General features: G+C 71.7%; 16 protein-coding genes. 2 read left to right on the plus strand and 14 right to left on the minus strand.

Translation table 11 applies throughout. The features are described 5' to 3' along the window. Positions 1 to 92: 92 nt before the first annotated feature. The 14 genes from ruvA to pgsA form a co-directional block, all read right to left on the minus strand. The gene (gene ruvA, locus ACWCSD_RS27245) at positions 93 to 713 is read right to left on the minus strand and encodes a Holliday junction branch migration protein RuvA (RefSeq protein ID WP_358285749.1); all 621 of its coding nucleotides are present in this window, start codon (positions 711 to 713) and stop codon (positions 93 to 95) included. Between the two features lie 59 nt (positions 714 to 772). After that, positions 773 to 1,294 (minus strand): crossover junction endodeoxyribonuclease RuvC, encoded by a 522-nt coding sequence (gene ruvC / locus ACWCSD_RS27250; RefSeq protein WP_352361457.1) that lies wholly within the window; start codon positions 1,292 to 1,294, stop codon positions 773 to 775. 105 nt (positions 1,295 to 1,399) lie between these two features. After that, positions 1,400 to 2,542, minus strand: coding sequence for a GNAT family N-acetyltransferase (locus ACWCSD_RS27255; protein ID WP_449918949.1), 1,143 nt, complete (start codon positions 2,540 to 2,542; stop codon positions 1,400 to 1,402). A gap of 11 nt (positions 2,543 to 2,553) precedes the next feature. Next, positions 2,554 to 4,209 carry a carbohydrate ABC transporter permease gene (locus ACWCSD_RS27260; RefSeq protein ID WP_449918952.1) on the minus strand — a complete coding sequence of 552 codons (1,656 nt, stop codon included), beginning with the start codon at positions 4,207 to 4,209 and terminating at the stop codon, positions 2,554 to 2,556. Between the two features lie 166 nt (positions 4,210 to 4,375). Next, on the minus strand, positions 4,376 to 5,125 hold the full coding sequence (locus tag ACWCSD_RS27265; protein WP_352322550.1) for a YebC/PmpR family DNA-binding transcriptional regulator: 750 nt from the start codon (positions 5,123 to 5,125) through the stop codon (positions 4,376 to 4,378). A 3-nt stretch (positions 5,126 to 5,128) separates the two neighbouring features. Continuing rightward, positions 5,129 to 5,752: a pyridoxal 5'-phosphate synthase glutaminase subunit PdxT gene (gene pdxT / locus ACWCSD_RS27270; protein ID WP_449918955.1), complete on the minus strand. Its 624-nt coding sequence runs from the start codon at positions 5,750 to 5,752 to the stop codon at positions 5,129 to 5,131. 47 nt (positions 5,753 to 5,799) lie between these two features. After that, on the minus strand, positions 5,800 to 6,996 hold the full coding sequence (locus ACWCSD_RS27275) for an MFS transporter (RefSeq protein ID WP_449918958.1): 1,197 nt from the start codon (positions 6,994 to 6,996) through the stop codon (positions 5,800 to 5,802). A gap of 9 nt (positions 6,997 to 7,005) precedes the next feature. Beyond that, on the minus strand, positions 7,006 to 7,440 hold the full coding sequence (locus tag ACWCSD_RS27280; protein WP_397165468.1) for a MarR family winged helix-turn-helix transcriptional regulator: 435 nt from the start codon (positions 7,438 to 7,440) through the stop codon (positions 7,006 to 7,008). A gap of 87 nt (positions 7,441 to 7,527) precedes the next feature. Then, entirely contained in the window at positions 7,528 to 9,210 is a 1,683-nt protein-coding gene (locus tag ACWCSD_RS27285; protein ID WP_397165470.1) for an alkaline phosphatase D family protein, read from the minus strand. A gap of 191 nt (positions 9,211 to 9,401) precedes the next feature. Beyond that, positions 9,402 to 10,319: a pyridoxal 5'-phosphate synthase lyase subunit PdxS gene (gene pdxS / locus ACWCSD_RS27290; protein ID WP_352322555.1), complete on the minus strand. Its 918-nt coding sequence runs from the start codon at positions 10,317 to 10,319 to the stop codon at positions 9,402 to 9,404. A 112-nt stretch (positions 10,320 to 10,431) separates the two neighbouring features. Continuing rightward, the gene (locus ACWCSD_RS27295) at positions 10,432 to 11,631 is read right to left on the minus strand and encodes a DUF3048 domain-containing protein (RefSeq protein WP_449918962.1); all 1,200 of its coding nucleotides are present in this window, start codon (positions 11,629 to 11,631) and stop codon (positions 10,432 to 10,434) included. 32 nt (positions 11,632 to 11,663) lie between these two features. Continuing rightward, a complete protein-coding gene (locus tag ACWCSD_RS27300) occupies positions 11,664 to 12,794 on the minus strand; it encodes a glycosyltransferase family 4 protein (RefSeq protein WP_352361402.1) in 1,131 nt (376 codons plus the stop codon). Next, a complete protein-coding gene (locus tag ACWCSD_RS27305; protein ID WP_397165472.1) occupies positions 12,791 to 13,699 on the minus strand; it encodes a phosphatidylinositol mannoside acyltransferase in 909 nt (302 codons plus the stop codon). Before ACWCSD_RS27305 ends, ACWCSD_RS27300 begins: the two co-directional genes overlap by 4 nt. Next, the gene (pgsA, locus tag ACWCSD_RS27310) at positions 13,696 to 14,298 is read right to left on the minus strand and encodes a phosphatidylinositol phosphate synthase (protein ID WP_397165474.1); all 603 of its coding nucleotides are present in this window, start codon (positions 14,296 to 14,298) and stop codon (positions 13,696 to 13,698) included. The genes ACWCSD_RS27305 and pgsA overlap by 4 nt, the downstream gene beginning before the upstream one ends. A gap of 163 nt (positions 14,299 to 14,461) precedes the next feature. On the opposite strand from pgsA, the gene ACWCSD_RS27315 reads away from it, so the two are divergent. Further along, positions 14,462 to 16,612, plus strand: a complete 2,151-nt coding sequence (locus ACWCSD_RS27315) for an elongation factor G-like protein EF-G2 (RefSeq protein ID WP_358285725.1) — start codon at positions 14,462 to 14,464, stop codon at positions 16,610 to 16,612. Between the two features lie 203 nt (positions 16,613 to 16,815). Further along, positions 16,816 to 18,333: a family 10 glycosylhydrolase gene (locus ACWCSD_RS27320; RefSeq protein WP_449918968.1), complete on the plus strand. Its 1,518-nt coding sequence runs from the start codon at positions 16,816 to 16,818 to the stop codon at positions 18,331 to 18,333. Positions 18,334 to 18,353 lie beyond the last annotated feature (20 nt).

An 18,353-nucleotide genomic window follows, 5' to 3' on the forward strand; every position in this document is an offset into this window, starting at 1 on the left:
ACGTAGGAGTTGAGCGACATGTTCTGGGCCTTGAAGGGCGCCACGCGCACGCCCTGGCGGGCAGAACCGGGGCGTCGTCTCGGATTTCATGATCATCGTACGCTGAGCGACCGGAGCGCGGCCTTCAGCAGCGCGGCCACCTGCGGCTGGCGCCCGGCGGCGAGGTCGGCCTCGGCCTCCGGCGCGACCCCGGCCACCGCCTCGTCGGCGTCCTTGCTCGAATAGCCCAGGCCCACCAGGCCGGAGTGCACCTGCTCGCGCCACAGGGCGGCGCGCCGCTCCCCGCCGATCGCCGCGTTGACGGCCTCCTCGGGGGTGCCGAGCCGGTCCTTCAGCTCCAGGACGATGCGCTGGGCGCCCTTCTGCCCGATGCCCGGCACCCGCGTGAGCGCCTTGAGGTCGGCGGCGGCCACGGCCACCCGCAGCGCGTTGGGCGTGTGGACGGCGAGCATCGCCAGCGCCAGCTTGGGGCCGACGCCGCTGGCCGTCTGGAGCATCTCGAAGACGGCCCGCTCGTCGTCGCCGGCGAAGCCGTAGAGGGTCAGCGACTCCTCGCGCACCACCAGCGACGTGGCCAGCCTGGCCTGCTCGCCCACGCGCAGCGTGGCCAGCGTGCCGGGGGTGCAGTGGGCGAGGATGCCGACGCCCCCGACCTCGATCACGGCTCCGTCGGGCGCGACCGACGCCACCCTGCCCGCCACCGACGCGATCACGACTCGGTCTCCTTCTCCACGAACTCCACGAAACGGCCGGCCCGCGCTTGCCGCACGGGTCAGCGCCCCTTGCCGGCGCGGGCCATGGCCTCGGCCAGCCGGTGCTGGGCGCCGCCGCGCCAGATGTGGCAGATGGCCAGGGCCAGCGCGTCGGCGGCGTCGGCCGGCTTGGGCATCTCGGCCAGCCGCAGCAGCCGGGTGATCATCGTGCCGACCTGCTTCTTGTCGGCCGTGCCGCTGCCGGTGACGGCGGCCTTGACCTCCGAGGGCGTGTGCAGCGCGACCGGCAGCCCGCGCCGGGCCGCGCACAGTACGGCGATCCCGGCCGCCTGCGCGGTGCCCATGACGGTGCGGACGTTGTGCTGGGCGAAGACGCGCTCCACGGCCACGGCGTCGGGACGGACCTCGTCGAGCCACCGCTCGATGCCGGCCTCGATGCCGACCAGCCGGGCGCCGAGCTCCTCGTCGGAACCCGTGCGCACCACCCCGACGGCCACCAGCGACAGCGGCGCGCCCGGCCGGCCCTCGACCGCGCCCAGGCCGCACCGGGTCAGCCCCGGATCGACGCCCATCACCCGCACCGGCTTGCCTCCCGCGCCGCCGAACATCTGTTCGGCACGAGACTCTACCCCGGCTGAGCTGGCCGCGCACCGTGAATCGCCCGCCGCGAACGGCGGGCGGGCCCGTCAGAAGTAGTCGAGCATGTACGGCTTGGCGGCGAAGGCCGTGTCGAGCAGCTCGTCGTGACGGTCGTCGCCGGACATCAGGCCGGTCCTGCGCAGCGTCGCGGTGGGCACGCCCGCGTACAGGGCGGAGAAGCCGCCGACGCTCAGCGCCGCGCCCCCGCCGTCTGCCGGGACGGCCGTGCCGGAGCCGCCGGAGAACTCCAGCCGGAAGGAGCCGCCGCCGCGCAGCGGGTCGTCCACGGAGACCACGGCCCCGCCCGTGACGGCGGCGGGGAAGCCCCTGCGCGCCACGGCCGCGGCCACGTCGAGCACCCTGAACATCCAGCGCACCTGCGTGACGCGGTCGGTGGAGCGCTCGCCGAGCAGCCACAGCACCGGGTCGTCGGGGGCGACCGGCGCGGTGACCTTCCTGGCGATGGACGACGAGCTGCCCACCATCGACCACAGCGCCCTGGCCGTCTCCCCCGACCCGGCGACCAGGTTCTCGACGTGCATGTCGTCGCCGTTCCAGCGGTAGACGAGGTAGCCGTCGGGGGCCAGGTAGAGGAAGTCGTCCTCGTTGGACAGCCAGACGCGCCAGGCGTTCTCGTCCCAGGCGACGGGGCCGCTGGAACGGGCCGCCTCGTGCGTGCGGTGGAGCAGGGAGACGACCTCGGCGGCGTCGGCGGGGCCCATCCTGCGCAGCTTGACCTCGCCGGACGGCCTGATGCGGCGCAGCGACTCGGCGGGCAGCGTGATCATGTGCCGGGCTCCGGCGTGCTCGTAGCCGAGCGAGCGGTACAGGGGCGTGGTGGCCGGGTAGAGCGCCGAGACGGCGTCGCCGTGGGCGGCGGCGCGGTCGATGACGGCGCGCATGATGGCGGTGCCGACGCCGTGACCGCGGTCCTCCGGGTTGACGGTGACCCCCGCGACGCCGGCCATGGGCTGCGGACGGCCGTACCACCATTGGGTGAAGCCGCGCAGCCGGGCCGAGGCGGCGAGCCTGCCGCCCTCGAACGCGCCCAGGTAGCGGCCCTCGCCGAGCGTGGGCGTCACGGTGCGGCGCCACCGCTCGGCCTCCGCGCCGGAGATCGGGCCGAAGGAACGTTTACGCAGGTCGAGAACGTCGTCGAGGTCGTCAGGGGTGAGATCGCGAATTTCCACAACCACTCAACCTACGGGCTGGTACGGGCGGGTCGCGATCCGTTTACGCTGACGGCGAGCCTGTCGAGGTACCGCAGCTGGGCGGCCACGACGGCGGCCAGCGCGACCACGACGACGACCAGCGGGGTGCTCGCGCCGACGTCGGGGACGCCGTGGAAGCCGCCGAGCCGGCCCATCTGCGCGACGGGCACGGTGAACAGCTCCGGGCTCTGGGCCACCAGCAGCGGCCAGAGCACGTCCTGGGCGTTGACCAGCGTGACGGCGCCGGCCAGCACGCCCGCCATCGGCAGGGACGGCAGCAGGACGCCGCCGAAGAAGTCCCGGTCGTTCCGCTCGGCCAGCCCCTTGCACAGCAGCGTCAGCACCAGCAGCGCAGGGACGCTGACCAGCAGCGGCGGGAACAGGGCGAAGAAGGTGTCCACGAGACGCAGGTTGCGCATGTTCTGCCAGTCGGCCACGCCGAGGGGGCCGGTGCCGACGAACAGCCACGGGGCGAACGGCAGCAGCAGCCACTCGCTGCGCGCGCCCAGGGGACGCAGGCCGCCGATGCCGAGGGCGGCCAGGTAGGCCACGCCGACCGACACCAGCGCGCCGGCCACGGCGGGGACCCAGGTGTTGACCTGCGCGCGCAGCCCGCCGGACGCGGCGCCGTCGCCGCCCGCGAGCACGCCGGAGATCCACGGCCAGGCGCAGACCAGCCCGACCGCCACCACCAGCACCAGCGCGACGGCCCCGGCGGCGACGCCGCCTCCGGCCCGCGCCCGCCCGGGATCCGAGCCGGGGAACGCTCCACGCCGATCCCGCTTGGGGAGCACGGTGACACGGAGGCGGGCGGCCACCGCGACGACCACCGCGCCGACGCCGAGCACGCCGAGAAGCACGCCCGTCAGGGCCGCGACGGCCGCCCCAGGGCCGAACTGGGCCATTCTGAAGGCGAAGTCGTACTGGAGGCCCGCGAGGGTCTGTGTGGCGCGCTCAGGGCCTCCCCGGGTGAGCGCCATGCCGATCGAGAACGCCTGCGCCCCCACGGCGACGGTCGCCAGCGCCACCAGCACACCCACCACGACCGTGGCGCGCCCGGCGGCGCCGCCGCGCAGCGCGGGCAGGAACGCCGTCAGCGCCAGCGCGCACACCACCCCGAAGGTGGCGGCCACGACGACGAGCCGCAGCGTCCCCGGGGCCGTGGCGGGGTCGCGCAGGCCCTCGGCCAGCGTGGCGATGCCCGGACCGTCGGGCGACGTCCCCCGCAGCCAGGCCGCCGCCACGCCGATCGGCGAGAACGTGACGATCGCCAGCGACGACACGACCAGGCCCGCGCGCCGCACCAGGGCGCCGCCCCGGTCGAGCGCCAGGGCGAGCAGCGGCCCCACGGCCACGGCCACCAGCAGCGGCCCCACGGTCAGCGAGAGCGTGAAGCCGAGCGCCCGCCAGAACTCCTCGCCGCCCAGCACCTTGCCGTAGTTGTCCAGGCCCACGAACCTGCTCGGCTGCAGCACGCCGCCGCTGTGCAGGCTGAGCACGATCGTCTGGACCGTCGGCAGGACCAGCGTGATCAGGGTGCCGAGCAGGGCGGGCACGGCCAGCAGCCAGCCCAGCGCGCGGTAGGACGCCGGTGGCCGGGCGGCCGGGGGCACGGGGACAGGAGTCGGTGGGATGGGGGAATTCACGTCGCCCGACCCTAGCCGCGTCAGGGCGCGGGCGCACGCGTAACGGCCGGGTGGGCATTTGGTGTCGAACACCCGCGGGCCCGGCAAGTGCCAGGTCAAGGGCGGAAACCGGCCCCGGGAAAGAGTGAGGGCCCGGGGTCGCCCCCGGGCCCTCGGTGGCGCGGGATCAGTCGAGGGCGGCCAGGACGTCGTCGGAGACGTCGAAGTTGGCGTAGACGTTCTGGACGTCGTCGCTGTCCTCCAGCGCGTCGATCAGGCGGAACACCTTCTTGGCGCCCTCCTCGTCGAGCGGCACGCTCATCGTCGGCAGGAAGCTCGACTCGGCCGAGTCGTAGTCGATGCCGGCCTCCTGGAGCGCCTTGCGGACCGGCACGAGGTCGCCGGCCTCGGAGACGACCTCGAAGGAGTCGCCCATGTCGTTGACCTCTTCGGCGCCCGCGTCGAGCACGGCCATCAGGACGGTGTCCTCGTCGAGGCCGTTCTTAGGCACGATCACGACGCCCTTGCGGTTGAACATGTACGACACCGAGCCCGGGTCGGCCAGCGAGCCGCCGTTGCGGGTCAGCGCGACGCGGACCTCGGAGGCGGCGCGGTTGCGGTTGTCGGTGAGGCACTCGATGAGCACCGCGACGCCGCCGGGCGCGTAGCCCTCGTACATGATGGTCTGCCAGTCGGCGCCGCCGGCCTCCAGGCCGCCGCCGCGCTTGCGCGCCCGCTCGATGTTGTCGTTGGGCACGGAGTTCTTCTTGGCCTTGAAGATGGCGTCGAAGAGGGTGGGGTTGGCGTCCGGGTCAGGGCCACCGGTCCGTGCCGCCACCTCGATGTTCTTGATGAGCTTCGCGAACAGCTTGCCGCGCTTGGCGTCGAGCGCGGCCTTCTTGTGCTTCGTCGTCGCCCATTTGGAGTGGCCGGACATTACCTAGAGCTCCCTCACCATGTCTACGAAGTAACGGTGCACGCGCGTGTCCCCGGTCAGCTCGGGGTGGAACGAGGTCGCGAGCAACGGCCCTTGACGGACCGCGACGATCCTATCCCCAGGCTCGGCCGTGCCCAGCACCTGAACGTCAGTGCCGATCGATTCCACCCACGGAGCACGGATGAACACAGCGTGGACGCGTTCGCCCGCGAAGTCCAGGTCCGACTCGAACGAGTCCACCTGGCGGCCGAAGGCGTTGCGCCTGACCACCATGTCGATGCCGCCGATGGTCTGCTGGCCCTCGATGCCGTCCTCGATGCGGTCGGCCAGCATGATCATGCCGGCGCACGAGCCGTAGGCGGGCAGGCCCTCCTTGATCCGCATCCGCAGCGGTTCCAGCATGTCGAAGGTGTCGGCGAGCTTCCACATGGTGGTCGACTCGCCGCCGGGGATCACCAGGCCGTCGACCGCGTCGAGCTCGGCCGGGCGGCGCACGGCGACGGCCGACGCGCCGGCCTCCTGGAGCATGCGCGCATGCTCGCGCACGCCTCCCTGGAGAGCGAGTACACCGATCGTGGGCACAGCGATCCTTCCGTTAAGGTCCGGTTTCCGACAATTCAACACCATGATGGCCCGGCATCTTCCTACCAGAGCACTCTGGCGTAAAAGCGGAGTCAGGCGGCGGCCTGGACGGCGTCCACGCGGGCCAGGGCGCTCAGGTGGTGGCGGCGGGCGTACAGGAAGGCCATGCCGATCGCGCAGCAGGCGGCCCCGACGACGTAGGGGACGGCGATGCCGATCTCCTCGCCGAGCTTGGTCGCGACGAACGGCGCCAGCGCGCCGCCCATCCAGCGCACGAAGTTGTACCCGGCCGAGGCGACGGGCCTCGGGGCGTCGGAGACCTCCATGGCCGACTCGGTGAAGACGGTGTTGTTCAGCCCGATCGGGATGCCGGACAGGACGGTGAACACGATGATGCCGACGTGCGCCCCGGCCGTCCCCGACACGGCGATGCCGACCTGGAAGAGCGCGAGCAGGCCCAGGGCCAGGTGCAGCACGTTCACCGAGCCGATCCTGCGCTGCAGCGGCGGCGCGCCGAACACCGAGGCCAGCGCCACGCAGACGCCCCAGCCGAAGAACACCGCGCCGATGCCGTACGGCGACATGTGCAGGATGAACGGGGTGAAAGCGAGGATCGTGAAGAAGGCGAAGTTGTAGAACAGGGCGGTGAAGGCGGTCGTGGACAGCCCGCCGTGGGCCAGGGCCCGGATGGGGGCGCTGAGCCTGGTCTTGACCGCGGGCCTCGGCCCCGTCCTGAGCAGGGTGGCGATCAGCACGAAACCGGCGGCCATCAGCGTGGCGGTGCCGAAGAACGGCGCCCGCCAGTTCCAGTCGCCGAGCAGCGCGCCGACCAGCGGGCCGGCCGAGATGCCGAGACCGAGCGCGGCCTCGTACAGGATGATGGCCGACTCCGCGCCGCCGCTGGCCGCGCCGACGATGACGGCCAGCGCGGTGGCCACGAACAGGGCGTTGCCCAGACCCCAGCCGGCGCGGAAGCCGACGAGCTCGGCGACGCTGCCGGAGGTGCCGGCCAGCGCGGCGAACACCACGACCAGCGCCAGCCCGGCCAGCAGCGTGCGCTTGCCGCCGATGCGGCTGGAGACCCAGCCGGTGATCAGCATGGCCACGGCGGTGACCAGGAAGTAGCTGGTGAACAGCAGGGACACCTGGCTGGGCGTGGCGTGCAGCCCTTGGGCGATGGAGGGCAGGATGGGGTCGACGAGGCCGATGCCCATGAAGGCCACGACCGCGGCGAACGCGGTGGCCCAGACGGACATCGGCTGGCGCAGGATTCCGCCGCCGGTTTGCATGTTGTCCCCTTACTGGGTGGTTCTGTCGATGCCGAGCTTGGCCAGGACGGGCAGGGCCGCCGCGAGCACGTCGCGCTCGTCGTCGGTGAGCGCGGCCAGGTCCTGGGCGAGGCGGGCGATCCTGGCCCGGCGCACGGCGTGCAGCCGGTCGCGGCCCTCGCCGGTGAGCTCGACCGTCCTGACGCGGGCGTCGGCCGGGTCGGAGCCGCGCGCCACCAGGCCCGCGTACTCCAGCCGGTTGATCTGCACGGTCATGGTCGGCAGCTGGACGGCGTGCTCCTCGGCCAGCTCGGTCATCCGGCGCGGGCCGTGTTCGAGCGAGCCGAGCACGGCGTACTGCTGGGTGGTGACGGGCTGGCCGGCGCTGGAGCGCCGCAGCAGCAGGACCAGGTGGCGCAGCACCTTGGAGACCTGCTCGGCCATCTGGGTGGGATCTTCCCTCATGCTTAGCCCAACTAACTTAGCCTGGCTAATATTCCGGGCGAAGAAAAGGCGGCGTCCCAGCCCCCGGGGACGCCGCCTGCCTCAGGGCTACGGGCGTTCGGTCTCCAGCCGGACGGTGTCCTCCACCGTCACCTGCTTCCTGGCCCCGATCGCCGGGTCCAGCGGCCGCAGGTACGTCTGCCGCACCCCCGGCACCCGGTCCTCCACCACGAACGTCGCCCGCGTGTACGCCTGCGCCCCAGGCTCGCGCACCTGCGGCACGACCTTGAAGTCGGCCGTGAGCAGGTCGCGCTCGATCTTCGTCAGCACGTATCCGCGCTGGTTGTTGTAGAACTTCAGATGCGGGTTGATCGTCAGGTACGGATGCGTCGCCGGGTCGGAGTCCGCGCCGTCGCCGCCCGTGGTGATGGAGGTGGCCACGAGTTCCGAGCCCACGGTGGGCCCGGTCGGGTCGTCGTAGTCGAGCTTGAGGTCGCTGGCCCAGTGGGCGTGCACGTCGCCGGTCAGCACCACCGGGTTGCGCACCTCGGCGTCCACCCAGCCCTGGGTGATGCGCCGGCGGGAGGCGACGTAGCCGTCCCAGGCGTCCATCGAGGTGATCTTGGCGGGGCCGGCGTTGTTGTCGCGCTGGGCGAAGAACACCTGCTGGCCCAGGATGTCCCACTGGGCGCGCGAGCGGTGGAAGCCGTCGATCAGCCACTGCTCCTGCGCCGCGCCGGTGATCGAGCGCGCCGGGTCCACGGCGGCCGGGCAGTCGCGGTAGCCGTCGCCGCAGCCCTGGTCGTCGCGGTACTGGCGGGTGTCCATCATGTGGAAGGTGGCCATCCTGCCCCACCGGATCCGCCGGTAGAGCTGCATGTCGATGCCGCGCGGGATCGACGTGCGGCGCAGCGGCATGTTCTCGTAGTAGGCGCGGAAGGCGGCGGCGCGGCGGGCCAGGAAGTCCGGCTGGGGCACCTCCGGCTTCTCCGGCACCTCGTCGGCCCAGTTGTTGTCCAGCTCGTGGTCGTCCCAGACGACCAGCCAGGGCGCGGCGGCGTGCGCGGCCTGCAGGTCGGGGTCGGCCTTGTACTGGGCGTGCCGCTGGCGGTAGCCGGCCAGGGTCTCGGTCTCGGGGCCCTCGTGGTCGCGGACGTTGCCGCCCGGGATGGTGTAGGTGTCCTTGGTGTACTCGTACTGGTAGTCGCCCAGGTGCAGGATCAGGTCCGGGTGCTCCTCGGCCAGCCTGCGGTAGGAGGTGAACCAGCCGTGCTCGTACTGGGCGCAGGAGACGAAGGCCATCGACAGCGCGCCGCCGTAGGACAGCGGGTGCGGGGCCGTGCGCGCCCGTCCCATGGGCGAGACGTACGGGCCGACGCGGAAGCGGTACCAGTAGTCCCGGTCCGAGCTCAGCCGGTCGACCTCGACGTGCACGCTGTGCCCCCACTCCGGCACGGCGACGGCCACCCCCGACCGGACGACGCGGCGCCCGCGCTCGTCGGCGTAGACCTGCCACTGCACCGGGAACGGGCGCTGCGGCATGCCGCCGAAGCCGTCCTCGGCCAGCGGGTTCTGCGCCAGCCTGGTCCACAGCACGAACCCCTCGTGGTCGGGGTCGCCGCAGGCCACGCCGAGCGTGAAGGGGTCGGTGGTCAGCCCGCGCGAGGCCAGTGCCTGCGCGGTCTCTGCGGCGGGGTCCGGCTCGGCGCTCGCCGCGGTGGCGGGGATCGCGGCGGCGGCGCCCGCCGCCAGGCCGGTGACCAGGAAGTGCCGTCGGTTCAGCTGGGACACGGTGCGCTCCTCGGGACGATCAAGGGTGAGGGACGCCCGTAGCCTGACCGAGTCTCATGACAGGCCGGTGAACCGCGGACAACACGAAAGAGGCGACATCCTTCGCGAATGCCGCCTCTTACGAAGCTTTTCATCGTCACATGACGATCATGGACCTACGGCGGGCCGCCGACCTGCGACGACGCGCCGGTTCACCAGCCGCGCTCGGCCAGCCGGTGCGGCTGCGGGATCTCGTCGACGTTGATGCCGACCATGGCCTCGCCGAGACCGCGCGAGACCTTGGCGACGACGTCGGCGTCGTCGTAGAACGTGGTGGCCTTGACGATGGCCGCGGCGCGCTTGGCCGGGTCGCCCGACTTGAAGATGCCCGAGCCGACGAACACGCCCTCGGCGCCGAGCTGCATCATCATGGCGGCGTCGGCCGGGGTGGCGATGCCGCCCGCGGTGAACAGCACGACCGGCAGCTTGCCGTTCCTGGCGACCTCGGCGACCAGCTCGTAGGGGGCCTGCAGCTCCTTGGCGGCCACGTAGAGCTCGTCCTCGGCCAGCGTGGTGAGGCGCCTGATCTCGGCGCGGATGGTGCGCATGTGGGTGACGGCGTTGGAGACGTCGCCGGTGCCGGCCTCGCCCTTGGAGCGGATCATGGCCGCGCCCTCGGTGATGCGGCGCAGGGCCTCGCCCAGGTTGGTGGCGCCACAGACGAAGGGCACGGTGAACTGCCACTTGTCGATGTGGTTGGCGTAGTCGGCCGGGGTGAGCACCTCGGACTCGTCGACGTAGTCGACGCCGAGCGACTGCAGGACCTTGGCCTCGACGAAGTGGCCGATGCGGGCCTTGGCCATGACGGGGATCGACACGGCGGCGATGATGCCGTCGATCATGTCGGGGTCGCTCATCCTGGACACGCCGCCCTGGGCGCGGATGTCGGCGGGCACACGCTCAAGGGCCATGACGGCGACGGCGCCGGCATCCTCAGCGATCTTGGCCTGCTCGGGGGTGACGACGTCCATGATGACGCCACCCTTGAGCATCTCGGCCATGCCGCGCTTGACGCGGGCCGTTCCGGTGACGGGGGTGCTTTCAGGCGTGCTGGACACGGTCTTCCTCACGGGCTCTCAGGGCGGACGGTAAGTTATCAAACCCATCGTAGGTCCTGATGGACCCCTCCCCCGACATGCCACGATGTCAGGATTTGCCGCTCAACTTATACAGAACGGTCTATCAAGGGGTGACGGGCTTGCGGCTGGCGAGCGCGATCCAGACCTGGCCGGGGGCGAAGTTCATCGGCTCGCCGCTCTCAGTGGTGAACGTCGTACCGGTCTCCTCCGATTCCCGTTCCCAGTTGGCCGCGTAGGCTTTGCCGTCGCGCAGCACGACGGCCTTGCCCTTGCCGGTGGTGTGCACGAGCGGGGTGTAGCTCTGGTGGAAGTCGTGGAACTGCGAGCGCTCGGTCTTGGTGTACTGCACGACGATCGTGGGCGCGCCGAGCTGGCCGCCCTCGGCCGCCATGTCCTTCTTGCCGTCCTGCCAGATCAGCCACTGCTTCTTGGCCTCCGACCAGGCGAAGGTGAAGCGCGCCGCGGGCCACCTGACGGTGTACGACTTCTTGTCCACGCCGCCCTCGGCGGGCGCGTCGCCGAAGGTGAAGCCGATGTCCTTGGCCTCGGTGGCCTTGGGGGCGCCCGACAGCAGCTTCCTGGTGTTGGCGAACAGGTTGTAGGGGGCGTAGCGGCCCGGCTGGCGGAAGTAGGCGCCGGGGTTGCGGGTGTCGCCCACGTCGTACAGCGGGGCCTTGGCGATGAACGGCAACATCTTGGTCTGCGCGCCGGAGTAGGCGAACGCCGGCTTGCCGAACTGCGGGACGATGTGCAGGTCGGAGATGCGGGCGCTGCGCACCGGGCCCACCTTGGCCGGGATCTTCGAGGAGAAGATCGCCATGAGCCGGGTCAGGCCGGCCTCGACCTGCTCGACGTAGACGACGTCCGCGCTCTTGAGCCCGAGCTGGGGCTTGCCCGCGGCGGTGTTCTCGATCTTCACCGCGAGCACCGGCTTGAGCTCCTCGAAGGGCTGCCCGGTGAACGGGTGCCCCTCGGCCAGCTTCTCCCGGAAACGCTCCTGGTCCACCGCGGCCCGCAGGGCCCGCGACAGGTCGCTCTCGGCGTGCTCGCGCTCCTCGGGCCCGGCGATCCTGGCCTCGTGGGCGGCGGCGGCCAGCACCAGCGAGGTCGCGGGGTCGAGCAGGCGCGAGCCGGCCAGTTCGAGCACCACGGCCCGGCGCCGCATGAGCGCGGCGTCCAGCGCCTCGCGGGCCAGTTCGAGCCGGATGTGCAGGCGGTCGAGCCGGCCCGCGCGCCAGGAGATGTAGACGGCCGTGAGCACGACGACGATGCCCACGATCAGCACGATCATGGTGGATGTCACAGCGGTTCCCTACAGGAGCTCTCGGCGGGCGGTCACAGGTCTTCCTCCACCCGGCCCGCGCCGCTGGTGGTCACCGTCTCGTAGACGCGCACCACGTCGCGGGCGACCGTGGACCAGTCGTACTTCCTGACCGCCACCAGCGCCTCGGCGGCCAGTTTGGCGCGCCGCTCGGGCGCGTCGAGCAGCGCGGCGGCCTCGCGGGCGAGCGAGGCGGCGTCGCCGTTGGCGAACAGCGCGCCGGCCTGCCCCTCGCCCAGCACCTTGCGGAAGGCCGGGATGTCGCTGGCCAGCACCGTCGCCCCCGAGGCCATGGCCTCGGCCAGCACGATGCCGAAGCTCTCGCCCCGGGTGTTGGGGGCGCAGAACACGTCGACCGAGTGGTAGGCGCGGATCTTGTCGGCCTCGCTCACCATGCCGAGCACGGTGACCCGCTCGTGGAAGGGCTTGGGCACCTTGTCGTAGACGTCCTTGGCGTCGCCGGGCCCGGCGATGAGCAGCTTCAGACCGGGACGCTCGGCGGCCAGGGCGTTGAAGGCGTCGAGCAGGATCGGCAGGCCCTTGCGCTCCTCGTCCATGCGGCCGAGGAAGCCGATGGTGGCGCCGTCGGGGCCCCAGCCGGGCAGCGGCTCGGCCTCGGTGTAGCGGGCCACGGTCACCCCGTTGGGGATCAGCACGGTGTCGCCGCCGAACTGCTCGACCAGGCTCTTGCGCGCCGCGTCGGAGACCGCGATGCGGCCGCTCAGCTTCTCCAGCGCGCTGCGCAGCAGCGGCTCGGCCACCGCGATGGCGCGCGAGCGGGTGAAGGAGGCGTGGAAGGTGGCCACGATCGGCCCCTTGGCCGCCCAGCAGGCCAGCACGCCGAGGCTCGGGATCAGCGGCTCGTGGATGTGCAGCACGTCGAAGTCGCCGGTACGCACCCAGCGCCGCACCCGCGCGGCCGACAGGAACCCGAACGACATCCGGGCCACCGACCCGTTGTAGGGCACCGGCACCGCCCGGCCGGCGCCCGTCACGTACGGGGGCAGCTCGTCGTCGTCGGCGGCGGGCGCGATGACCGAGACCTCGTGCCCCTGCGCCATCAGCGCCTGGGCCAGGTCGTCGATGTGCTGCTTGACCCCGCCCGGCATGTCCCAGGAGTAGGGGCAGACGATGCCGACCTTCATTTCGGCAGGTCCTCCAGCCAGAGCCGCTGCAACATGTGCCAGTCCTCCGGGTGCTCGGCGATGCCCTTCTCGAAGACGTCCGTCATGGCCTGGGCGACGGCCGCCACCTTCTCCTGCCGGGTGCCCTCGGCCGGCACCGGGATCTCCTCGTGGATGTGGATGCCCCAGTCGTCGCCCACGAAGTAGACGGTGGCCGGCAGCAGCGCGGCGCCGGTCTGGACGGCCAGCAGCGGCGGCCCGGCCGGCACCTTGGTGGTGGCGCCGAAGAAGCGCACCTCGATGCCGCTCTTGGTCAGGTCGCGCTCGGCGGGCAGGCAGACCACGCCGCCCTTGCGCACGCGGCCGGCGAGGGTGCCGAAGTTGTGGCCGTCGCCGCCGGTGAGCGGCAGCACCTCCATGCCGAGCCCTTCGCGGAAGGCGACGTAGCGGCGGAACAGCGACTCGGGCTTCAGCCGCTCGGCGACCGTGGTGAACGGATGGCCGACGCCGACCAGCCAGGCGCCCGCCGCGTCCCAGTTGCCCATGTGCGGCAGGGCCAGCACCACGCCCCGGCCCGTGGCCAGGGTGTCGTGGATGTGCTCGGCCCCGATGACGTGGGTGCGCCGGACGATCTCCGGCCGCGGGATCGAGGGCAGGCGGAAGACCTCGTGGAAGTAGCGGAAGTAGGAGCGCATGCCGGCCCTGCTCAGCTCGCGCAGCTCCGCGCTGCCGGCGTCGATGCCGGTGACCCTGGCCAGGTTGGACTCCAGGCGGCGCACGGACTTGCCGCGCTTGCGCCACACCCGGTCGGCCAGGAGGCGGAAGACCGCCGCCGTGGGCCGCTGGGGCAGCAGCGGGACCAGTTTCCAGCCCGCCGCGAAGCCCGCCGCCACGAGGCGGTCGCCGATGGAGGTCTTCTCGCTCATCGCTCCCTCGTCTGCCGGTGGACGTGCACGACCCGCTGCACGACGGTGATGGTGGAGGCCGCCGCCAGCAGCCACATCCCGAGCGGCAGCACGTACGGCACCCCGACCCCCGAGAAGAAGGTCGCGACCAGGGCCACGACCAGCCGTTCGGGACGTTCGGCCAGCCCCACGTCCGCGGTGAGCCCGAGGCCCTCGGCCCTGGCCTTGGCGTAGGAGACCAGGGACCCGGCGACGAGGCAGGCCAGCGTCACGCCGGCCATCAGCGTGTCGCCCCCGGCGACGAAGTACATGATCAGGCCGGCGAAGATGGCGGCGTCGGCCACCCGGTCGAGCGTGGAGTCGAGGAAGGCGCCCCAGACGGTGCCCCCCTTGCCGCCCAGCCGGGCCACGACGCCGTCGAGCAGGTCGAACAGCACGAAGACGGTGATGAGCAGCGCCCCCCAGGCCAGCTGGCCCAGCGGGAACAGGAGCAGGGCCGAGATCACCGTGCCGAGGGTGCCGATCGCCGTGACGGCGTTCGGGCCGATCCCGCGGCCGACGAGAGCCCTGCCCAGCGGGGTGAGTATCCGGGTCATGGCCGGTCGCAGGAGTTTGAGCATCGCGGTCCGATCGTAGGCCATCACGTGAGCGGCCACTTTCTTTGCCCCGCACCCCTTGTGATATTCGCCACAGGGGTATTTGGTGAACACACCGCGTCCATGCGGTTCCTGACACCCTCCGCGCGGGCGCGGCGTTGGATGCACCGACGACGTGGGAGGCGAAGTGGCGGAAAGGAACTCCGGCGGGGCCATGGGAGCCGCGGGCAGGGCACCCACGGCCGACAGGGCGGACGCGATACGCAACGTCGTGCTGGTCGGCCACTCGGGAGCGGGCAAGACCACCCTGGTCGAGCAGCTGCTCGCGGCGACGGGCACCGTCCAGCGGCCGGGCCGGGTGGAGGACGGCAACACGGTCACCGACTTCGACGAGGTCGAGGTGCGCCAGCAGCGGTCGGTCAACCTGGCGCTGGCGCCGCTCGTGCACAACGGCATCAAGATCAACCTGCTCGACACCCCGGGTTACGCCGACTTCGTCGGCGACCTGCGCGCCGGGCTGCGCGCCGCCGACGCCGCCCTGTTCGTCGTGTCGGCCTCCGAGGGGATCGACGGGCTCACGCAGATGCTCTGGGAGGAGTGCGCCCAGGTCGCCATGCCCAGGGCGGTCGTGATCACCAAGATCGACCACCAGCGCGCCGACTTCGACGAGGTGCTGGCCACCTGCCAGGACGTCTTCGGCGACGGCGTCGCGCCGCTCTACCTGCCGGTGATCACCAACGGGCACGTCAACGGCCTGATCGGGCTGCTGTCGCAGAAGTTCTACAACTACGCGACCGGCGCCCGCACCGAGAAGGAGCCGGGCGCCGAGTACGAGGCGCAGATCGACGAGCGGCGCGGCGAGCTGATCGAGGGCATCATCCAGGAGAGCGAGGACGAGTCGCTCATGGACCGCTACCTGGCGGGCGAGCCCATCGACACCAAGGTCCTGGTGGACGACCTGGAGAAGGCGGTCGCCCGCGGCAGCTTCTTCCCGGTGCTGTGCAGCGGGCTCGGCGACGGCCACGCGGTGGGCATGACGGAGCTGCTGGAGCTGGTGACCCAGGGCTTCCCCTCGCCGCTGGAACACCCGATGCCCGAGATCACCGACCTGTCCGGCAAGCCGGTCGGCGGCATCGCGTGCGACCCCGACGGCCCGCTCGTGGCCGAGGTCGTCAAGACCACCAGCGACCCGTACGTGGGCCGCATCAGCCTCGTCCGCGTCTTCTCCGGCACGCTGCGCCCCGACATGACCGTGCACGTCTCCGGCCACGGCCTGGCCGACCGCGGGCACGAGGACCACGACGTCGACGAGCGCATCGGCACGCTGACCAGCCCGCTGGGCAAGACCCAGCGCCCGGCGGCCAAGGGCTCGGCCGGGGACATCGTGGCCGTGGCCAAGCTGTCGCGGGCCGAGACCGGCGACACGTTGTCGGAGGTGGACCGTCCGCTGCTGATGACGTCCTGGCAGATGCCCGATCCGCTGCTGCCGGTGGCGATCAGGGCGAAGTCGAAGGCCGACGAGGACAAACTGGCCCAGGCGCTCGGCCGGCTGGTGGCCGAGGACCCGACGCTGCGCCTGGAGAACAACGCCGAGACCCGGCAGCTCGTGCTGTGGTGCATGGGCGAGGCGCACACCGACGTGCTGCTCGACCGCCTGGCCAACCGGCACGGCGTCGAGGTCGAGCGGATCGAGCTGCGGGTGCCGCTGCGCGAGACGTTCGGCGGCCGGTGCCAGGCGATGGGCCGCAACGTCAAGCAGACCGGCGGCCACGGCCAGTACGCGATCTGCCACCTGGAGGTCGAGCCCCTGCCCTCGGGCGGCGGGTTCGAGTTCGTGGACAAGATCGTCGGCGGGGTGGTGCCCCGGCAGTTCATCCCGTCGGTGGAGAAGGGCGTGCGGGCCCAGATGGAGCGCGGCGTGGTGGCCGGCTACCCGATGGTGGACGTGCGCGTCACGCTCTACGACGGCAAGGCCCACTCGGTCGACTCCTCCGACATGGCCTTCCAGATCGCGGGCCAGCTCGCGCTGAAGGAGGCGGCCTCGAAGGTCCCGACCCTGCTGCTGGAGCCGGTGGACGAGCTGTCGGTGCTGGTGGCCGACGACCACGTGGGCTCGGTGATGTCCGACCTGTCCTCGCGGCGCGGGCGCGTGCTCGGCACCGAGCCGGTGGGCACCGGGCGCACGCTGGTCAAGGCCGAGGTGCCCGAGCTGGAGATCACCCGCTACGCCATCGACCTGCGCTCGATGTCGCACGGCACCGGGACGTTCACGCGCACGTTCCTGCGCTACGAGCCGCTGCCGCCGAACCTGGCGAGCAAGGTGGCGGCCACCGAGTAAGGGGTACGGACTGAGCGGCGCTGAGCCGGGAGGGCGGCATGTCCCTCCCGGCCCGCACGTTTGATCACACATCTACCGTTTCGTAACAGAAGCATCACGACTGCATTTCTTTTTTCAGGTCCGATCACGCGGGAGCAGCTGCCAGACTGGTTTGCACTATGCGAACTGGACGCCCACTCCTAGCCGCTGCAGCCCTCGCGGTCGTGACCACCAGCGCCGCCTACGTGTTCGGCCCCGGCGCGACCGAGAGCCCCGCAGCGACCAAGAAGACGACGACCACCGCCCCCGCCACCGCCGAGGCGACGGCGGCCTGCAAGCCCGACCCCCGCTACCCCAAGCGCCAGCTGCGCGGGGTGTGGATCGCGACGGTCAAGAACATCGACTGGCCCTCGCGCGCCGGCCTCGGCCAGGCCCGCCAGAAGGCCGAGTACGTCAAGATCCTCGACAGCGCGGTCAAGCGCAATCTCAACGCCGTCTTCGTCCAGGTCCGGCCCGCCTCCGACGCGCTCTACCGCTCCTCGCTGGAGCCCTGGTCGCAGTACCTGACGGGCACCGCGGGCAAGGACCCGGGCTGGGACCCGCTCCCGTTCCTCATCGACGAGGCCCACAAGCGCAACCTGGAGTTCCACGCCTGGTTCAACCCCTACCGCGCGGCCGAGACCGCCGACCTGTCCAAGCTCCCGGCGAACCACCCGGCCAAGCAGCACCGCGACTGGACGGTCAAGTACGGCGGCGGCCTCTACTACAACCCCGGCCTGCCGCAGGTGCGCGAGCACGTCACCAAGGTCATCACCGACGTGGTCAGCCGCTACGACGTCGACGGCGTGCACTTCGACGACTACTTCTATCCCTATCCGGGCGGCGGCGGCACGTTCGACGACAAGGCGGCCTTCGCCAAGTACGGCGAGGGCCGGAAGCTGGCCGACTGGCGCCGCCACAACGTGAACAAGCTGGTGGCCAAGGTCGACGCGGCCGTCCACGACACGAAGAACCACGTGAAGTTCGGCATCAGCCCGTTCGGCATCTGGCGCAACAAGTCCAACGACCCCGACGGGTCGGCCACGGCCGGCATGTCCGCCTACGACTCGATCTACGCCGACGCCCGCTCCTGGATCGAGGACGGCACGGTCGACTACGTCGCCCCGCAGCTCTACTGGCCGCGCGGCTTCAAGGCGGCCGACTACAAGACGCTGACGGCCTGGTGGGCGGGCGCGGTCAAGGGCACCGACGTCCAGCTCTACATCGGCCAGGCGCTCTACCAGGTCGGCACCAGGACCAACGCCGCCTGGGCCAACCCGGGCGAGCTGTCGGCGCACCTGACGGTGAACCGGCGCTACGAGCAGGTCGACGGCGACATCTACTTCAGCGCCAAGCAGCTCCTGACCAACCCGCTCGGCGCGATCGACCGGGTGGCCAAGGAGCACTACAGCCGTCCGGCGCTGCTGCCGATCATGGAGGACCGCGGCGGCGAGGCCCCCGGCAAGCCGGCGGGCGTCAAGGCGAGCGGCTCCACCGTGTCCTGGACGCCGTCCGAGGGGGCGCGCGCCTACGCGGTGTACCGGGTGCCGGAGTCGGGCAAGGACTGCCACACCACCGACGCCCGCAACCTGGCGGCCGTGGTGACGACGACGTCGTACCCGGCCAAGCCGGGCACGTACCTGATCACCTCGCTCGACCGGCAGCACCACGAGAGCAAGCCGGTGAAGGTCAAGGTGGGCTGAGCCGAGGCCCGTCCCGCCAC

It is taken from the genome of Nonomuraea sp. NPDC001684 (assembly GCF_053596515.1).

What these genes read in the sequence shown, in the direction of transcription:
- ACWCSD_RS27265 (WP_352322550.1), bottom strand. Translation starts at nt 5,125, where the DNA reads ATGTCCGGCCACTCCAAATGGGCGACGACGAAGCACAAGAAGGCCGCG.
- ACWCSD_RS27300 (WP_352361402.1), bottom strand. Translation starts at nt 12,794, where the DNA reads ATGAAGGTCGGCATCGTCTGCCCCTACTCCTGGGACATGCCGGGCGGG.
- ACWCSD_RS27275 (WP_449918958.1), bottom strand. Translation starts at nt 6,996, where the DNA reads ATGCAAACCGGCGGCGGAATCCTGCGCCAGCCGATGTCCGTCTGGGCC.
- pdxT (WP_449918955.1), bottom strand. Translation starts at nt 5,752, where the DNA reads ATGGTGTTGAATTGTCGGAAACCGGACCTTAACGGAAGGATCGCTGTG.
- pgsA (WP_397165474.1), bottom strand. Translation starts at nt 14,298, where the DNA reads ATGCTCAAACTCCTGCGACCGGCCATGACCCGGATACTCACCCCGCTG.
- ACWCSD_RS27305 (WP_397165472.1), bottom strand. Translation starts at nt 13,699, where the DNA reads ATGAGCGAGAAGACCTCCATCGGCGACCGCCTCGTGGCGGCGGGCTTC.
- ACWCSD_RS27280 (WP_397165468.1), bottom strand. Translation starts at nt 7,440, where the DNA reads ATGAGGGAAGATCCCACCCAGATGGCCGAGCAGGTCTCCAAGGTGCTG.